The organism is Microbispora sp. NPDC049125 (assembly GCF_040802045.1).
Taxonomy (GTDB): domain Bacteria; phylum Actinomycetota; class Actinomycetes; order Streptosporangiales; family Streptosporangiaceae; genus Microbispora.
This window is the reverse complement of the sequence record NZ_JBEZDW010000040.1, coordinates 20,088-37,124: the sequence shown is the minus strand read 5'-3', so window position 1 is coordinate 37,124 and position 17,037 is coordinate 20,088. Positions and strand designations below refer to the sequence as shown.

The following is a 17,037-nucleotide window of genomic DNA, read 5'->3' as shown; positions in this document are numbered from 1 at the left end:
GTGACGACAGGAAGCACGCTCCGCCGCCCGCTCGCCCGCGCTCTCGCATGGGCCCTCCGGTACTGGTCCCTCATTCTGGCCTGGGCCCTCCCGTACTGGACCCGCGGCGAGGCGGGCAGGCGGACGCCGGCCGACCTGTTCCAGGTCCTCTACCTGGGCTGGCTCGCGGCGTTCGTGCTCAAGGTGCTCGGGTCGAGCTGGGACGTGTCGTGGCACTTCAAGTGGCTGCGCGACGACCTCGCCCCGCCGCACATGCTCAACACGGTGGGCACGGTGATCGCCGTCGCGCTGACGATCGTGCACTGGTACACCGGCTACGGCGTGGACAGGACCGCCTCCCGGCTGATCGTGTGGGGCACCGGCATCTTCCTGATCGCCATCCCGCTCGACCTCATCAACCATCGGGTCAACGGCCTGGACATCACGGCGTGGAGCCCGTCGCACGCGCTGCTGTTCATCGGCACCGCGCTGATGATCGCCGGCGTGATCCGGGGATGGTTCACCGGCTCCGGCCGGTATACCGAGATCTCGCCCCGGCGGCGGACGCTGGGCCTCGTCGCGCTCTTCACGTTCTTCCTCGAAAACGCCCACTTCCCCGCGCAGCACCAGGAGTACGGCGTCCTCGAGCTGGCCTCCTGGGACCGCGGGCAGCCGTACGCGGAGCCGAGCCTGCTCCAGTTCGCGGCCGAGCAGATGGGCCGGGCGGTGGACCGCCCCATGATCCTCAAGTTCTCGCTGCCGGTTCCGGACTACGTCTACCCCGTCTGGGCCGGGCTGGTCGGCGTCGCCATCCTCGTCGTCGCGCGGCAGGTCATCGGCCGGCGCTGGTCCGCCACGGCCGTCACGGCGGTGTACGTGGCCTACCGCTGCCTCGTCTGGCCGGTGCTGGTCGGGGGCGGGTTCCCGCCGTCCGCCGTCCCGTTCTTCTTCGTGCTGGCCGGCCTCTGCGTCGACCTCGCCTTCCTCGTGCGGATGCCGTACGTGCGCGCCGTGCTGGGCGCCGCGCTGGCCACCGCCGGAGTGTACGGCGGGCTGGCGGCGCAGGACCGGCTGGCCGAGGCCCCGCCGTACGCGGCGGGCTCCTGGGCGGTGAGCGCGGCCGCGCTGGCGGCGGTGTGGCTCGCCGCCGAGTGGCTCGCGCGCAGGCACGGCCTGGCGGACAAGACGGGAGCGGCGGGCACCCCGGCCCCCGGCATCGCCGCCATGCCGGCGGCCCCGATCGTGGCGGGCCCCGCGCTCGCCGTCTCCGCGCCTGCCGCCGAGCCGCAGGAGCCGGTCGTCGAACTGCCGGCGGTCGTGGCCCAGAAGCCGACCGCCTGAGAGCCGGGCGGTCGCCCGGAAACCGGATCAGGCCGGCCGGAACCCGCAGCGGGCCGGCCTGGCGGCCGGGTCAGGCGACCGGCGTCCGGGTCAGCACGACGGCGACGCCGTACGCGAGGCCCATCACGGTCAGCTCGAACGCCGCCCAGGCGGCGAACGCGGCGGGGGCCCGCCGGGCCACGGCGGGCATCAGCCGCCAGCGGATGTTCGCCCCGAGCAGCGCGATCACGGCGACGAACACGGCCTTGACGACCACCAGCCGGCCGTAGCCGGTGGTCAGCAGCGACTGGGGGAAGCTCTCGCCGGGGGCCAGGAGCAGCTCGACGACGCCGTTGAACAGCCCGGACAGGCCGACGACGAGCAGGGCGTACGTCGCGAGCCGGGAGAACCGCGGCAGCGTGCGCGCGAGCAGCTCCCGGTCGCGGGCCAGCAGCCCGGCGAACGCGAGCAGGCCGCCCGTCCACGCCGCCGCCCCCAGAACATGCAGCTCCATCGACACCATGCTGATGTCGTGCCAGTACCAGTTCGAGGCGTGGCCGGTCACTGGCAGCGGCAGCAGGCCGAACCCGGCGACCAGCACGCGAAGCTCGGCGGGCACCTTCTCGCCGAACCGCACGGCGAGCATGCCGACGGCCGCGCTCGTCAGCGCGCACGACGCGCTCACGACGAGCCCCTGCCCGGAGCCGACGCGGTCGACGTACGTCGCGACGTCGGGCGCCGTTCCCGGCGTCACCTCGGCGGCGCTCAGGACGGTCGCGATCAGCGCGCTCGCGCACCAGACCAGCGCCGCGACCACCGCCCAGTGGCGGGCGCGGGCGGCGACCGGTTCTGTGCCGCCGGGGTCGTCGAATCCGAGCAGTTTGGGGAGCAGGCTCAGGCCGACGGCCGCCGTGGCGGCCAGGTCGAGCACCAGCCGGGTGACCGGCAGGCCGTACTCGACCAGCCTTCCCGGCATGGGGATGCCGGGGACGGGGCCCGGCAGGGTCAGCCACGTCGCGATGACCACGGCGAGCACGCCGCCCGCGACGACGCCCGCCACAGGCACACGTGAACGGCCCCTCTCGGCGCGGAGGTCCGGCGCCTCCCGCCGCTCAGCCGTCGCGGTCACGCGGCGCCCCCGGCACGGCGGTCGTGCCGGACGAGCACGCGGGCGCACAGCGCGAGCAGTGCGGCGGTCGCGACCAGCAGGCCCCAGACCCAGCCGCCCCCGCCCTGGCCGCCCCCGCCCTGGCCGCCCGCCGGTCCGGGGACCGCCAGTGCGGCGCCCGGGCTCGCTCCGGTCCCGCCCGGTACGGCGGAGCTCGCCGCCGGGGTGGCCGGCGACGGGCCCACGGTGAAGGTGATCGTGCCGGTGACGGGATGCCCGTCGTTGGAGACGATGCGGTAGCCGACGGCGTAGGCGCCGGGCGGGCCTGACGGCCGGACGGCGATGAACACGCTCGTGCCCGCGACGCCCACCTCGCCCTGCTCGTAGTGGGCGCCGCCGGGACCGGTGACCGCGATCCGCGCGAAGTCCCGGCGTACGGCCTGGTCGAAGGTGAGCGTCACCCTCGCCGGCGTGCCACCGAGGACCGCGCCCTCCTTCGGATCGCTGCCCAGAAGCACGTTGTGCGCCCGGGCGGGGCTCGTGACGAGCAGCAGCGCCAGGCAGGCGAGCAGCGCGGCCCCCGCGAACCGCGGGGCCCTCCATGCGAACACCCGCGTGACCCACCCCGTGATCATGTGCGTGGCCGGGGTGCCGCCGCAGCTTAGGGGGCGCGCGACCTTGAACACTTGTCTTGCCTTCCTGTGACCGGCCACCGACCCTGCCATGGTCCCACCTATGACAACGGTCGTGGCTCCCGGGCGAGCCGCCGACGAGCGCTGCAACTGTGCACTCACCGGCGAGACAGCGAGTTTCACGAAGAGGCTCAGGTCCGGCTGCGTGAGCTGGGGGAGGGCCGGTCCCCCTGGGCGATCCCATGGCCCTGCCCGCATGAGTTCTTCTCCATCGTGACTGGACCGGGACTTCGGCAGGTTTCCCGCCCTGGCCCTGCGGAATCCGCTCCGGGCGCGATGAAGCGCGTCAGGCGAGGAGCCAGCCGTACAGCCAGGCGATGAAGGCGAGGCCGGCGATGGCGGGGATGATGTGGACGGCCCGGGAGCGCAGCCGGAACGCCTCCGTCGTGGACAGAGCCGTCGAGACCAGGGCCAGCAGGCCGTACCAGGCGAGCGGCCGGGGCAGGCCGATGGCGAGCTCGGTCTGGTTGGAGACGCCAGAGAGCGTGAGGGCCGTGAGCCCGGCGAGCAGCAGCCCGGCCAGCCCCGCCGCAGCGGTCAGCAGTCCGCGGCGCCGCCGGAGCAGCGCGATGAGCCCGCCGAGGAGCTGGACCAGCGACACGACCACGAAGGCGGCGCCGGGCGCGCCGAGCACCGGAGAGCTCAGCACCTTGTAGACGGACGAGGTGAGGATCCGGTCGCCCGGGCGGACGATCGGGTACGGCGGCTTGGCGGGGTCGCAGGGAGGCGCTGCCGACGTGGGATCGTCGAGCCAGACGGCGATCGTCCGGCGGCCGCACTCGCTGGACAGGAAAACGGCATGCCCGATGCCGGCGAACTCCGTGAAGCGTGCGTCCGGCAGGGACCTGGCCGCGTCGCGGGCCGCCTCCGGAGGAGTGGTCGGGTCGTACTGACCGCCCATGACCAGGACCGGCAGAGCGCCCGCGGCCGTACGCCCGGAGCCGGAGGCCGAGGAGAAGGCCGCGGACGCCGGGGTGGTCGCGCCGGGCGGGAAGGAGTCGCTTTCACCGCCACGCGCGGCGGGAAGCTTCCAGGCGCCGCAGACGGCCTCGTCGGCCACACCGGTGAACAGCCGGAGCCCCTTGCCGCCGGGGAAGGAGTTGAACGGCGCCTCGTCCTGGCACTGGACGGCGTAGTACAGGCCCCAGTCGTGAGAGGTCAGCCCCCCGCCGGCCTCGTCGACGAAGGGTTGCAACAGTGCCGTGTTCCCGTCCGCCAGGGCGTCCACGAGGGCGGGGACGAGGGGGATGACGTCGGTCTCGTGCAGCGCCTCCTCCAGGATCGTCGCCACATCGCCGCCGTTGAGCTGCAGGGTGATCCGCTTGCGGGTCAGCGGGTCGCGGGTCACGAACGTGGCCGGGTGGGCGTCGAGCCGCGCGACCATCTCGCCGAACCGTTTGGTGATGCCGAGCTTCGCCACGGAGCTCGCGAGGGAGGGGACGGCCTCGTCGTACCACTTCCTCCCGGCCGGGAGGAACGAGTCCAGCACGACGGTGCGGCTGCCCTGCGGGTCCCGCGCGGCCGCCTGCAGCATCGAACGGGTCGAGTAGCTCACCCCGAACAGGTCCCACGACGCGTAGCCGAGGGCCTTGCGCAGGTCGACCACGTCGGCCGCGATCTCGGCCGTCCGGTAACCGCGAAGGTCCACGTGCTCGCGTTCCAGGCGTGCCTGGCACTCCAGGGCGCCGCGGATGACGGGCGCGGTCTCCCGGTCCGACGGGCCGGGGGTCTGCAGCGTCGCCACGATCCCCTGCACGACCTCCGGGCACTCCAGCCGCGGCTCGGAGTCACGGCCGCCGCGCTGGTCGATCACCACGACGTCGCGCTCGGGAAACATGGCGGACAACATGCCGGTGAGCTGGAGGGACCTGGAGCCCGGGCCTCCGCTCGAGTAGACCACCGGATCCGGCCTGCGATCATGCGCGGTCGAGCGGTGCACGGCGTAGGCGACCTTGATCGTCCTGCTGTTGGGGACGTCGCGCCGCTCGGGGACGAGCAGGAACCCGCAGGTGGTGCCTTCAGGCACCGGGACAGGACAGGGCCGGCCCTCGATGGGGGGCCCAGCGGCTCCCGTCCCCGCCGACGCCGGTCCGGGAGATCCCAGCAGGGCCGTCAGGAAGGCCGCGACCAAGGCCGTGACGGCCGCACCACGCCAACTCCGCAACCGTAGCCCCGTCTCCGCAAACCCGGCGATTCCGGAGAAACCTTAGCGCTAATCCTCGATCTCCGTCCCGCCTCCTCCCCTCCGGGCCGGTTCCGGGGCGGTGCCGGCCGGCTTACGGGGCGGTGCCGTGCTCTCTCTCACCACGAGGTCGGTGGACAACTCCACCCGGCGGGTCTCGGCGCCCTCGCCGCGCCCCATGGCCAGCACCATCCGGGCGGCCAGCGCGGCCATCTCCTGGAGTGGCTGGCAGACGGTCGTCAGCGGCGGCCACGCCGACTGGGAGAGCGGCAGGTCGTCGAAGCCGACGACGCTCAAGTCCTCCGGAACCCGCAGGCCACGCTGGCGCGCTGCCTCGAACACGCCGAACGCCTGCATGTCGCAGCCCGCGAAGATCGCGGTGGGGGGATCGGGCAGGGAGAGCAGGTCGTGCCCGTGGTCGTGGCCGGAGTTCACCAGGAAGTCGCCGTGCCGGATGAGCCCGTGGTCGATCTCCAGCCCGGCCGTCTCCAGGGCCGCGCGGTACCCGTCGATGCGGGCCCTGCTGCACAGCATGTCGGGAGGCCCGCCGATCATGCCGATCCTCGTGTGGCCCAGATCGATGAGGTGGCGGGTCGCGGCCAGCCCGCCGTGCCAGTTGGTCGCCCCCACCGACGCCACCCCCGGCGCCGGCTCGCCCTCCGGGTCGATCACGACGAACGGGATCGACCTGGCGCTGAGCTGACCCTGCTGCCGCGCGGAGACCTTGGAGCTGACGATGATGACGCCGTCCGTGCGGCGCGCGGCTATCCGCTCCAGCCAGTCACGGCCCGGGCCCGCGTGCGTGTGCAGCACGGACATCACGATGCTGGCCCCCGCGTCGCGGGCGGCGGCCTCCGCACCCCGCACCAGCTCCATGGCCCAGGGGCTCTCGATCTCGGCGAAGACGAGGTCGAGCAGCCCGACCGGGCCGTCGCCCTGGCCCGTCCTGCGCTGGTAGCCGTGCTTGTGAAGAAGCCGTTCCACCCGCTGCCTGGTCGCCGACGCGACCTCCGGACGACCGTTGATCACCTTGGACACCGTGGGGACGGAGACCCCCGCCTCCTCCGCTATCTGGGCGATCGTCACGCGCCTTTTCGTTGGCATGACTCAGAGCGTAGCCGAAAGTTTCGGCCACCCATGGTCCGCCTGCCCGCGCTGTTCCACGGGAGTGGTGCGCGGCCTCGGCAACTCTTGACCTGGGAAGGTGAAATGTTCAGACAAGGTCCGAAATCTTTAGGCGGGGGCGCGCGGTGCCGGTGACGCCGGCCGGGCTCATTACGCCCAGCGCCGCACGGGTCTCCCACGGCCCGCGGAACGGGTTGAATTTCAGCAGCCGACGCGCAGACAAGACTGAGCGCATTTGGCGGCGTTCAAGATTGCCGCGCGATAAAGTGCCGACCGAGGCCACGCGTGTGTGACCTTCTTGTACTGCCTGCCCTCGCCTACTGTTGAAACGAGGGGACGGCGAAGCATTGGGAGCCCGCGTGCCTGATACCTGCGACGTCGCGATCATCGGTGGTGGAGTGATCGGGTGCGCGATCGCCCACAGGATCGGGTCCGAAGGGCGCAGCGTCGTGCTGGTCGACGCGGAATCACGGGTCGGGCTCGGCGCGTCCGACGCCGCCATGGGCGGCATCCTCACCCAGACCGAGCCGTCCTGCCTGGGCTCGCTCAGCACGGTGATAAAACAAAGCCGCGACATGTACCCGGCCTGGCTGTCGGAGCTCACCGCCGCCTCCGGGATCGAGGTCCCCGTGCTCGAAGGGGGCGACATACAGGTGGCGCTCGACGAGCCCGAGATGGAGCGCCTGGAAACCCAGGTGCTGCCCAAGTGGAAGAACTCGCCGTTCGCGGTGGAGCGCCTCACCGCCGGCGACGCGCGGGAGCTTGAGCCGCTGCTGAGCGAGACAGTCGTCGGCGGCTTCCTGCTCCCCGACGAGCTCGCCCTCGACCCGAGGGAGCTGATGGCCGCCCTGGCCGCGACGCTGAGCAGGTCGGGCTCGATCCGGGTGACGACCGGTGTGCGGGCGACCGCCGTGACGTCGGGGCCGCGCGGCGCCCGGATCTACCTGCAGGACGGCAGCCGGGTGTCGGCCGACACCGTGATCGTCGCCGCCGGCCACCAGAGCGGCGCGTTCCTGCCCGACCATCGCAAGCACCTGTTCCCCATCAGGGGCGTGGCGTTCGACGCCCGTCCTCCCGGGGCCACGACCTATCCGCTGCGCCACCACGTCTTCGCCGAGTTCGCCGAGGACGGCAAGGAGTACTTCCCGTACCTCGTGCCGAGACACGACGGCAGGGTGGCCGTCGGCGTCACCTACGAGGAGGGCATCGCGGACGCGACCGTGACCGGGGAGGCGATCGAGGAGATCCGGCGGGGCGTCACCGCACTCATGCCGGAGGCCGCGACCTGGCCCATCGGCCGGCGCTGGGCCGGGCTCCGACCGGGGAGCACCGACCACATGCCCATCATCGGCCACGTGGACGCGGACCGGCGGGTGATCGCCGCCACCGGGCACAGCGGCCTCGGCGTCACGCTCGCGCCCGTCACGGCCCGGCTGGTCTCCGCTCTGGTCGACCGCTCGGCCGACGACCAGGCCCGTGAGCTGCTGCGCGTCTGCAGCCCCGAGCGGAAGTTCGTGGCTATGACGCAGGCGACGCCGAGTCCCACAGCTCACTGAACCGCTCGGCCCGCTCCCGGACCTTCTTCGGCTCCCACACCATGACCGTGCTGTGGATCACCGGGGCGATCCCGCCGCCCCAGGGAGGCGCGGGATTCGACTCGTAGTAGGTCACCCCGTCGAAGATGATGAAGTCGGACAGCGACCCGCCCAGGATCGGCGGAGCGTCGGCGATCGCGAGCACCCGCACCTCGATACCGGCCTCCGCCTGCCATTTGCAGATGCGGCGGAAGACGTCGGCGTTCAGCCGCTCGGAACGGTCCACGACGAAGATACGCCGGGCCCGCCCTCCTCGTTGCTGGACGAGCTCTCTTTGGAGCTGGACGTACCGCTGCCCGAGGTCGGTCATCCAGAAGCCGCCCTCGAACTCGGTGTCGCGCGCGTCGACGCTGCTCAGGCTGATCGCGTCGAGGCTGGTCTGGGCGATGGACGCGAGCGCCAGCAGCCAGTCCCGGTCCTCGCCTTCGTAGATCGCCCGGCCACCGTCGCCGAGCTCCTTGAGGAACTTCGACATCCGGGTGACCTCGTGATCGACGAGGCTCTTCACCAGGTCGGGCACCTCGTCGCCGACCTTCGCCGCGTTGCGCACGAACTGGGTGACCACGTCGGCCTGCAGCGCGGACGCCTCGATCAGCCCGAAGAGCTTGTTCGCTTCGTCGATCTTCGAGAAGCCGTCGGCCACGAGGAGATGGGTGCTGCGGTGCTGCCGGCGCTGCTCCTGGCCCACGGCCTCCAGTTGGGTGTCCACGTCGACGAGGAACTGCACGACGAACACCACGCCGCTGATGAACGTGGCGAGCAGCAGGCTCCACAGGTCCTCGTTCGGCCCGTGGATCAGGGCGTTCGTCGCCAGGTAGCTGACACCCCCCACCAGTCCCGTGATGAGGACCTTGCGGACGATCCTCGGGACGAGCGTGGGGGAGAGCTCACTCGGTCTTGGGTTCACTGCCACCTCCGTCCGGCTTCGGCGTTCATGCTCAGAAGGCTCAGGGTGTTGAGTGCGAGCTGGTCGCGTACGCGGTCGACGAGCGAGCGCCACTGGCGGGTGAACCCGGGACGGCGGTCCAGGCTCTCCCAGTACGCCGCCATCGAGCCGTCGACGTGGGCCGCCGGCATCCACAGGTGCAGCAGGTGGTCGACGGCGGGAGACAGCTTCGCCGCGGCCTGCGGCCCAGGCGTGGTGCCGATGCCCGCCCGCTCGACGAGCGCCAGGAGCGCCGTGAGCAGCCAGTCGTGCAGCGCCAGGTCCTCACAGAGGTCGACCACGTCCGGAGTGAACTCCCCCCGGTGGACGAGGTGGACCGTACGCGACTGGTCGCTGTGCAACGTGAAGCGGATCGACGGGTCGCCGCTCTCGGCCACCCAGCGCAGCCGGGAGCGGGGCATCTTGAACGGTGCCCGCCGGTCGAGGACGGGTGACGACTGCACCAGGTCGAGGAAGCGGCCGCTGATGGCGCCCAGGTCCAGGCACCCGGAGGGCGGGTCGCCCGCGAACCCGTCGGCGAGGTCCCGCGTCTTGGCCTTGCCCAGCACCTCCACGATCCCCGGACGGGCCAGATAGTGCGACCAGGGCAGGCGGCGGTCGGCCGTCGCCCGCTCCACGCGGGCGTACGACGAGCCCTGGGCGATCCGGCCGCCGGTGACCGCGCACCGGGACAGGACCGTGCCGACCCCCCTGACCCTCGACTGGGAGGCGGAGGGCAGACGGCAGTCCACCCCGGTGAGGCGGTCAGGGGAGATCGCGTAGACGATCGGGCGGCGGGAGACGCGCACCGACTCGCCCGACAGCAGGTCGAGCACCTGCCGGCAGGTGGATTCGGAGATCTCCCCGGAGTTCTGCAGCAGCCCGGTGTGCACTTCCCCCATCACGAGCATCAGCTCTGGTCTCCTAGCCGAACACGTAGGAGATGCGATCGACGAGCTCTTCTTCGAGCCGGATGCCCTCGCCCTCGCTCCGCGTGCCCACCTGCCGCAGGACGTCGGCGTCCACGGCCACCTGGCTGAGGATCGTCCGTACGGCCAGTTCGACAGGGAGGAAACGCGGAGACAGGACGGAGAGCGTGGTGTACGCGCTGAACGGCGGGGCCTGGTCACGCAGCTGGACGACGGCCGGCAGGGCGTCCCAGCCGGTGGGCCAGCCGGCCGGCCGGGGCGCCGGCGGCAGGGGCACCTGGCCCTCGCTGCGCAGCAGCCCGAGCCGCAGGAGCTGCCAGACGGCGGCCAGGAAAGGGCACGACCATGTGCGCCTCCCCCCGCTCTCGTCCCACAGCTCCACGTCCACGAAGATCGAGTGGCCGCGTTTGGCGTTCTGCACGGGGGGTGCCCACCGCTGCGCCCTGCCCATCGCCTGCACGGCTCCCGGGTGGGGCGAGCGCGTGCCGTTGCACAGCCAGCCGGTCTCCTTCACCGGCGGGCGTGACCCGTTGGTGTCGGGCGGCGGGTCGTCGACGAGCCGCTCCTCGACGAGGCGGGCGGGCTCCACGCCGCCCCATTCCGCGCAGGCCGACTCCCGCGCCAGGTAGTCGATGGTCAGGTCGTGCTCGGCCGCCGCCTCCAGCACCATCGGGACGAGCTCGGCCGGCGTGCTGAAACGGCTGAAGTAGTCGTCCACCAGAAAGCAGGTGCTGACCCGCGCCCGCCCTCCGGGCACCCGTTCCTGCCAGCCCGACCGTACGGCCGCCGCCCAGGGCGCCACCCGGCGGAACTGCTCCCTCAGCCGGTCGGGGCCCGCCTCGAAGTCCTCCATGTAGAGGTGCCCCAGCTCGATCGACACGTGGGACAGAGGAGCGGACGCGATCCGGCGCTCCGCCGCCACCTCGCCGAACGCCGCGTTCACCGACGTCACAGACCCTCCCACGCGCTGTCGTCGACGATCTTCTTGGCGAGGTCGTCGAACGCCGCGGCGGTCTCGGAGTTGGCGATCTTGCTGGCCAGCACGTCCTCGTCGGAGATGAGCTGCTCGCGCCACTGGAGGATCGGATCGAGCGGGATCTTGCCGAGCATCGACGTGCGGCCGACGCCGTGCCGGCCCGCCAGCTCGCGCAGCTCGCTGTCGCAGGCGCTCAGCCAGGCCCGCTGCTCGTCGCGCAGGCCGACCAGCTCGGCCGCGTCGGGCTCCAGAACGGCCGTGCGCACGAACCTGATGCGGTCGCGAAGGTCCTCCGGATCGTGCCCCAGGCGGCCCCCCACGTCGAGGAGCCCGTCGGTGCCGGTGACGAGCCCGTCCGCCGCGATGATGTGCTGCCGGGTCCAGCGGTGGAACACCAGCCAGCGGAACGGGATCCTGGGCAGCCGCGCCGTCGCCTGCAGGACCATCTCGGCGGTGAACGAGCGGCCGGCGCTCACGTCCACCATGCACAGGTCGAACTCCTCCTCCAGCCGGTTGAACAGCTGGACGCAGCGGCGGACCATGTCCTCGTCGACCGCCGACAGCTCGCCGCCTCCCTCGCTGCCGGGGAACAGCACCAGCCGCCCGGCGCCCGGCGGCTTGGCGCGCAGCCCCGCGCGGTCGGACTCGCTCCAGATGTCGACCCGCCGCGGCTCGGTGCACTCGCCGCGCAGGTACTCGTGCAGCCCGGCCTCCTTCGTGCCGCGGGCCACCGAGCTGACACTGAAGATCGCCCCGGCGGTCGGGGAGCCGAAGTCGAAGTCGAGGTAGCACACGTCGTTGCCCTGCAGGGCGTGCCGGTAGACGATGTTGGTACTGGTGACCGACCGGCCGGTCCCGCCCTTGTCGGAGATCGCGAAGATCAGCAAGCTAGATCGCCTCCGACGCGCTGTCGCGGGCGGCGGACAGCCGGTCGAGGTCGAGCAGGGCGTCGTGGATCAGCGCCTGGGCGGTGGCGGGCCGTTCGCTGACTATCGAGCGGGCGCGCAGGAGGGCCGCCTGGATGCTGCGCAGCTTGGGCTGGATCGTCTGCCCGGCCACCAGCGGCCGGGTGACCAGCTCCTGGTCCAGCAGATGCTCGGCCTCGCTGAGCATCTCGTAGGCCTGCTCGACGAGCTGGGGGCTGCGCAGAGGCGTCTCCCCGCTGGCACGGGCCGAGGACACCAGGAACTCGACGACCCGCTCGCTGAAGTACCAGGTGGGCTTCTCGTGACGGATCTCGATGTCGCGGAACACGTTGCCCGGCTGGTCCCACAGGCCCGCCGAACCTCCGGTGGTGAAGCGGCGCTGGGCGACGTGCCGCCAGATCTGGTCGGCCAGGGTGAGCAGCCGCTCCCTCGTCGCGATGTTCTGCGCGATCGAGGCGGCCCACACCGTCCGTTTGAGCAGCGTGACGGCGAAGTCCGACACCACCCAGACCAGGTTCGGCCCCAGCTCGTCGCTGCCGTGCAGGTTCACCGGGACGCCCGGGGAGTGCATGAGCACGGGAGGATCCCCCGGGACCGCCCTGCGGGTGATCCTCGCCCGGATCGCCAGCTCCTCCAGCACGCCGGCGATCTTGCCCAGGTCGAGGTCGGTCGCCCGGCTGTTGACCAGGCTCTGCACCACCATCGCGGTGACGCCGAGGCTGTAGTAGTCGGACTCCTTCTCGTCGCTGGTCATCCACGGGATGTCCTGCAGCGGCCACCGGTCGCGGCCGTACGTGGCGATGGTCCGCCAGTAGAGCTGGGTGAGGTCCCACCGTCTCTGGATGGCCTGGGCCAGCGTGAGCTGGGCGTCGTTCAGCAGGCCGAGGACGCGGGTGCGCTCGGAGAACAGGTCGGCGATGCCGACGAGCGCGCCGGCCGTGAAGTACAGGAACGGCGTGTCGGCGGCGACACCCTTGGGCTGGGGGCCGATGTCCAGCGGCGTGACGATGTCCGGGGCGTCCTTCACGATGCCCCACGTCCATCCGCACTCGAACAGCAGGTTCTCGTTGTCGAGGTCGACCTGGCTGCCGGAGCCGATGGTCAGGTCGCGAACGCCCGCCCGTACCGGACGCAGTTCGCGCCGCAGGTCGTCCAGGACACGCCGGTCCGGGGCGCCGGTCTGGTTCACCGTACGCAGCAGCGCCCTGCCCGACGGCGACCCGGGGTCGAAGGCCCGGACCGTGAAGCTGCGCAGCAGCCCCACCATCGCGGCCGACAGCCGGCTGCTGGCGAGATCCTCCAGCTCCCGGATCTCCTTGCGGATGCTCTCCCGCCGCACGCTCAGCCGGAAGACCTTGAGGAAGCCCAGCGTGCTGAGCGCGAGGCTGACCGACATCGAGAAGGAGTCGACCACGTCGAGCTGGGCCTGCTCCGGGGTGACCTGCGCGCCCTCGTCCGCGGGCTGGAAGTAGCTGCCGCCGGAGAAGACCGGCCGCCCGTCGGGTGAGGTGTAGGTGCGCAGGTACTCACCGATGACCTTGAGCAGGAGCTTGGGGATCTCGACGGCGTCGCCGAGCCCGGCCAGTGCGGCCAGCACGTCGTCGGCGGTCTCGTCGGGAGTGTCGAGCCGGAAGCCGGGAAGCTCCGACGCGGGGTACATGAAGCACAGGAGCTGCTCGGCGTCGGAGATCGAGTTCGACCCGTCGCGCCCGCCCCAGTTCCAGACGCCGCCGCGGTACGACGTGCGCGCGGCGGCCTCCCAGACCTCGAGAAGCTGCTGGCGGGGCTGGAGTTTCATGCGGGGCCCTCTCTGCACCACGAGTCTTTTGCGCAGTCGGCTGGGCGGCGGTCGTGGGTCCCCGCTGCCCACCTGGGGGTTGCCTTTTACGAGTTAGGTGGAGACGGAACCACCAAGACCCTTATACCATTAGATTCCTGCTCCGTCGCCTGGGCTATCCGTGGAATTCCACGCGTTGTCTGGTTTGTTGTGATTGGAGAGAAACGTCCGGATAAATCCTGCACTTATGGCCCCAGTCTGAGAGATATCGGAAATGTCCCAAACAGCGGCGACCAGGCATTCGCCGGACCGTCACCTGGCGGAGTCCGGCGCCGGGGACGAGCCGGCCGCCGCGCGCGGGACGATTCTGGTGACCGGAACGGGCATCGACCTGTCGCTGCTGGAGCCGTTGAAGCTGAGCCACGGGCTGGTGCCGCACCCGGTCTCCGAGCACCTGTCGGAGGAGCAGCTCGCGTACGAGCTGAGGGACGTCGTGGCCTACGTCCACGGCGGTGAGGAGCGGGCGACGGCGCAGGCGCTGGGAAAGGCCGGGAAGCTCAAAGTCGTCGCCTTCCTGGGGGTGGGCTACGAGAACTTCGTCGACGTGGCGGCGGCCGACGCCCTGGGCATCGTGGTCACCAACACCGGGGGGGCGGCCACCGAGTCGGTGGCGACGTTCACCGTGGGCCAGATCATCAACGCCAACTGGCGGATCACCCACAGCCTCCGCGACCCCCACCACCCGCTCTGGCACGGGCCCGAGGACCTGCCGCACGAGCTGAGGACGCGCACCGTCGGCATCGTGGGGATGGGAGCCATAGGGACCCGGATCGCGGAGATCATGACGCAGGCGTTCGGCGCCCGCGTCGTGTACTTCAGCCGCACGCCGAAGCGGGACGTCGAGCGGCGGCTCGGTCTGGAGTTCCTTCCCCTGCACGAGCTCGCCGAGAAGAGCGACATCCTCGTCGTCATGGTCCCGGAGACGGACCAGACCAGAGGAATGATCGACGCCGATGTGCTCACCAGGGTGCGGAAAGGCGCGATCCTCGTCAACACCGCCCGCCCGGCGGTGGTCGATCCGGAGGCCCTGCACGACGCCCTGCGCAAGGAAACGGTCGCCCTCGCCGTATTCGACGGTTTCTACGGCCGCGACTCGGGCGCCGGAGGCCGCCTGCTGGACGATTTCGGCGACAGGCTCCTCGTCACCGGCCATATCGCCTCCCACACCCGGGAGGCCATGGACCGGATGGTCGGCCGGGCGGTCAGGTCCGTCGCGAACGTGCTGAGCAACGGCGCCGACGAACACGCCGTCGGCAGTCACGGCGGTCCCGACGCCGACCGGCCGGTGAAAGCGAGCAGCCGTCCCGGGGGCTGGAAACTGTTTCGCTCCGTCCCGGAATCCCTGCGATTGGGCGCTCTCATTCAGGCGTCGTGGTACCGGGGTAAGCGCCAACCGGCGGCGCGGCGAACTCAGCCCTGAATCTCCACGCCGGCTGTTTTGGGATGCCCGCAATGACATTCGTAATGGGTTCGACGTCCGAGGTGATCGGCGTTCGTCAGAGCCCCGAGGCGACGTGGAGGCGGCGTCGGGCACCGAGGGAAGCGGAGATCCGCCCGTGCCTGCCGGAGATCGAATCGCGCGGAAACCGGCGCGGCGGACCCTCGGAGCTCCGAGCCGGGCTCGGCCTCCCCTGAAGAACGGTCGCCGTCGTCCTGAGGCGGATTCGGCGGCCTTCACCACCGGTACAGGAGTGCGGGGAATCGTATTCTGATACCGGCGGAGAATATGTGACGGGAAACGCGTATGGCACCGCGCGGAAGGGGAAACGTATTATTAAACCCCTCCGCACTTCGGGAAGTGATGCGTGGCCAGTCATGATTTGATTCCCGCGACGGAACCGATCACGACGTCCACGGGCGCGCGCGCGCTGGTCGCGGCCCTGCGGCTGCACGAGGTGGACACGGTCTTCGGGATACCCGGCACGCACAACCTCGCCATCTACCAGGAGCTCGACGAGGCGGGGATCAGGTGCGTCACCCCCAGGCACGAGCAGGGCGCCGGTTACGCCGCCGACGGGTACGCGCGGGTCACCGGGCGGCCGGGGGTCGTGGTCACCACCACGGGCCCGGGCGTGGTCAACGCCGCCACCGCGCTGGCCCAGGCGTACTCGGACAGCTCACCCGTGCTGCTCGTCTCCCCGGGTGTGCCCACCTGCCATCCCCGGGAGGGCCGCGGATACCTCCACGAGAGCAAGGACCAGTCCCAGGCGATCGGCGCCCTGTGCGCGTGGAGCCACCGGGTGACCTCGGTGCGGGAGATCCCGGCCGCCGTGGCCCGCGCCTTCGGGCTGTTCGCCGAGGGCCGGCCCCGGCCCGCCCACATCGAGATCCCGGCCGACCTGCTCGACGCGGAGGGCGAGGTCAAGCTGGCCGCGCCGTACCGGATCATGCCGCGCGCGCCCGACCCCGCCGCGCTCGACGAGGCGGCCAGGCTGCTGTGCGCGGCCGGGCGCCCCGGGTTCGTGCTCGGCGGGGGCGTTCACCGGCCGGGGGAGGACGGCGCGGCGGCCGGCCGCACGGCCGTGAGCCTCGCCGAACGGATCGGCGCACACGTGGTCACCACGGTCAACGGAAAGGGGGCCGTGCCGGAGAGCCATCCGCTCGTGCTCGGGGCGACCCTGCACCTGGAGTCCATCCGGCGGTGGCTCGCCGCCTGCGATGTCGTGCTCGCCGTCGGCACCGAGCTGGGGCCCGCCGACCTGTGGGAGGAGGCGTTCCAACTCACCGGCACCCTGATCCGCGTGGACGTGGACCCGGCCCAGATGCACGGCGACCACGTGGCCGACGTGGCCGTCGTGGCCGACGCGGCGGCGGCGTTGGAGGGCCTGGCCGAACGGGTGGAGCGGGCCGGCGTCGTGCGCTCCTCCCAGGGGGAGCCCGACCACCGTCCGGAGCTGGAGGAGCTCACCGGCCGGTGGGCCGGTCACCTTGAGGCGCTTCGGCGGGCGTTGCCTCAGGACGCGATCCTCGTCGGGGACAACTCCATGATCGTCTACCACGGTGCGCTGGTGGGCATGCCGATGGACCCGCCGGGCCGGTTCCTGTTCCCCACCGGATACGGCACTCTCGGGTTCGCGCTGCCCGCGGGCATCGGGGCCAAGATCGGCCGCCCGGACCGGACCGTGGCCGTGCTGGCCGGCGACGGGGCGTTCCAGTTCAGCCTGCAGGAGCTCGCCACGGCGGTCGAGCTGCGCCTGTGCCTGCCGATCGTCGTCTCGGTCAACGGCGGGTTCGGCGAGATCCGCGACGAGATGCGGCGGCGCGGGATGCGGCCGGTCGCCGTCGACCTGCACGCACCCGACTTCCTCGCGCTCGCCGAGGCGTACGGCGCGCGAGGGGTGGACGTCAAGACCCCCGGCGAGCTTGAGGACGCCGTGGCCGAAGCGCTGGGCGTGCCGCTGCCCACGCTGATCGTGGTCCCCGAGGACGAGTGACCCGCGAGT

At 71.7% G+C, this 17,037-nt stretch carries 13 protein-coding genes; 4 read left to right on the top strand and 9 right to left on the bottom strand.

Going from position 1 to position 17,037, the window contains the following annotated elements; all coding sequences use genetic code 11:
* On the top strand, positions 1-1,320 hold the full coding sequence (locus tag AB0B72_RS33245; RefSeq protein WP_367743293.1) for a hypothetical protein: 1,320 nt from the start codon (positions 1-3) through the stop codon (positions 1,318-1,320).
* A 70-nt stretch (positions 1,321-1,390) separates the two neighbouring features.
* Here the strand turns inward: AB0B72_RS33245 and AB0B72_RS33240 are convergent, their stop codons facing one another.
* The 4 genes from AB0B72_RS33240 to AB0B72_RS33225 all read right to left on the bottom strand — a co-directional run bounded on the left by AB0B72_RS33240 (position 1,391) and on the right by AB0B72_RS33225 (position 6,385).
* On the bottom strand, positions 1,391-2,428 hold the full coding sequence (locus tag AB0B72_RS33240) for a copper resistance D family protein (protein ID WP_367743292.1): 1,038 nt from the start codon (positions 2,426-2,428) through the stop codon (positions 1,391-1,393).
* Positions 2,425-3,018 (bottom strand): copper resistance protein CopC, encoded by a 594-nt coding sequence (locus AB0B72_RS33235; protein ID WP_367743291.1) that lies wholly within the window; start codon positions 3,016-3,018, stop codon positions 2,425-2,427. The genes AB0B72_RS33240 and AB0B72_RS33235 overlap by 4 nt, the downstream gene beginning before the upstream one ends.
* A gap of 367 nt (positions 3,019-3,385) precedes the next feature.
* Positions 3,386-5,125 carry an alpha/beta fold hydrolase gene (locus AB0B72_RS33230; protein WP_367743290.1) on the bottom strand — a complete coding sequence of 580 codons (1,740 nt, stop codon included), beginning with the start codon at positions 5,123-5,125 and terminating at the stop codon, positions 3,386-3,388.
* 186 nt (positions 5,126-5,311) lie between these two features.
* Positions 5,312-6,385, bottom strand: a complete 1,074-nt coding sequence (locus AB0B72_RS33225) for a LacI family DNA-binding transcriptional regulator (RefSeq protein ID WP_367743289.1) — start codon at positions 6,383-6,385, stop codon at positions 5,312-5,314.
* Between the two features lie 380 nt (positions 6,386-6,765).
* Between AB0B72_RS33225 and AB0B72_RS33220 the strand changes: the two genes are divergently transcribed.
* Positions 6,766-7,962, top strand: a complete 1,197-nt coding sequence (locus tag AB0B72_RS33220) for an NAD(P)/FAD-dependent oxidoreductase (protein ID WP_367743288.1) — start codon at positions 6,766-6,768, stop codon at positions 7,960-7,962.
* Here AB0B72_RS33220 and AB0B72_RS33215 read toward each other — a convergent pair.
* The 5 genes from AB0B72_RS33215 to AB0B72_RS33195 are packed head-to-tail and all read right to left on the bottom strand — an operon-like array spanning position 7,925 to position 13,555.
* Entirely contained in the window at positions 7,925-8,908 is a 984-nt protein-coding gene (locus tag AB0B72_RS33215) for a hypothetical protein (RefSeq protein WP_367743287.1), read from the bottom strand. The genes AB0B72_RS33220 and AB0B72_RS33215 overlap by 38 nt on opposite strands.
* Complete coding sequence (locus AB0B72_RS33210) at positions 8,905-9,837, bottom strand: SCO2521 family protein (protein ID WP_367743286.1); 933 nt, start codon at positions 9,835-9,837, stop codon at positions 8,905-8,907. The genes AB0B72_RS33215 and AB0B72_RS33210 overlap by 4 nt, the downstream gene beginning before the upstream one ends.
* 13 nt (positions 9,838-9,850) lie before the next feature.
* Positions 9,851-10,807, bottom strand: a complete 957-nt coding sequence (locus AB0B72_RS33205) for an SCO2522 family protein (RefSeq protein WP_367743285.1) — start codon at positions 10,805-10,807, stop codon at positions 9,851-9,853.
* Positions 10,804-11,718, bottom strand: coding sequence for an SCO2523 family variant P-loop protein (locus tag AB0B72_RS33200; protein ID WP_367743284.1), 915 nt, complete (start codon positions 11,716-11,718; stop codon positions 10,804-10,806). The genes AB0B72_RS33205 and AB0B72_RS33200 overlap by 4 nt, the downstream gene beginning before the upstream one ends.
* Position 11,719: 1 nt before the next feature.
* Positions 11,720-13,555, bottom strand: coding sequence for an SCO2524 family protein (locus tag AB0B72_RS33195; protein WP_367743283.1), 1,836 nt, complete (start codon positions 13,553-13,555; stop codon positions 11,720-11,722).
* 253 nt (positions 13,556-13,808) lie between these two features.
* Between AB0B72_RS33195 and AB0B72_RS33190 the strand changes: the two genes are divergently transcribed.
* Both AB0B72_RS33190 and AB0B72_RS33185 read left to right on the top strand, forming a co-directional pair.
* Positions 13,809-15,014 (top strand): 2-hydroxyacid dehydrogenase, encoded by a 1,206-nt coding sequence (locus AB0B72_RS33190; protein ID WP_367743282.1) that lies wholly within the window; start codon positions 13,809-13,811, stop codon positions 15,012-15,014.
* Between the two features lie 385 nt (positions 15,015-15,399).
* Entirely contained in the window at positions 15,400-17,028 is a 1,629-nt protein-coding gene (locus tag AB0B72_RS33185) for a thiamine pyrophosphate-binding protein (protein ID WP_367743281.1), read from the top strand.
* Positions 17,029-17,037 lie beyond the last annotated feature (9 nt).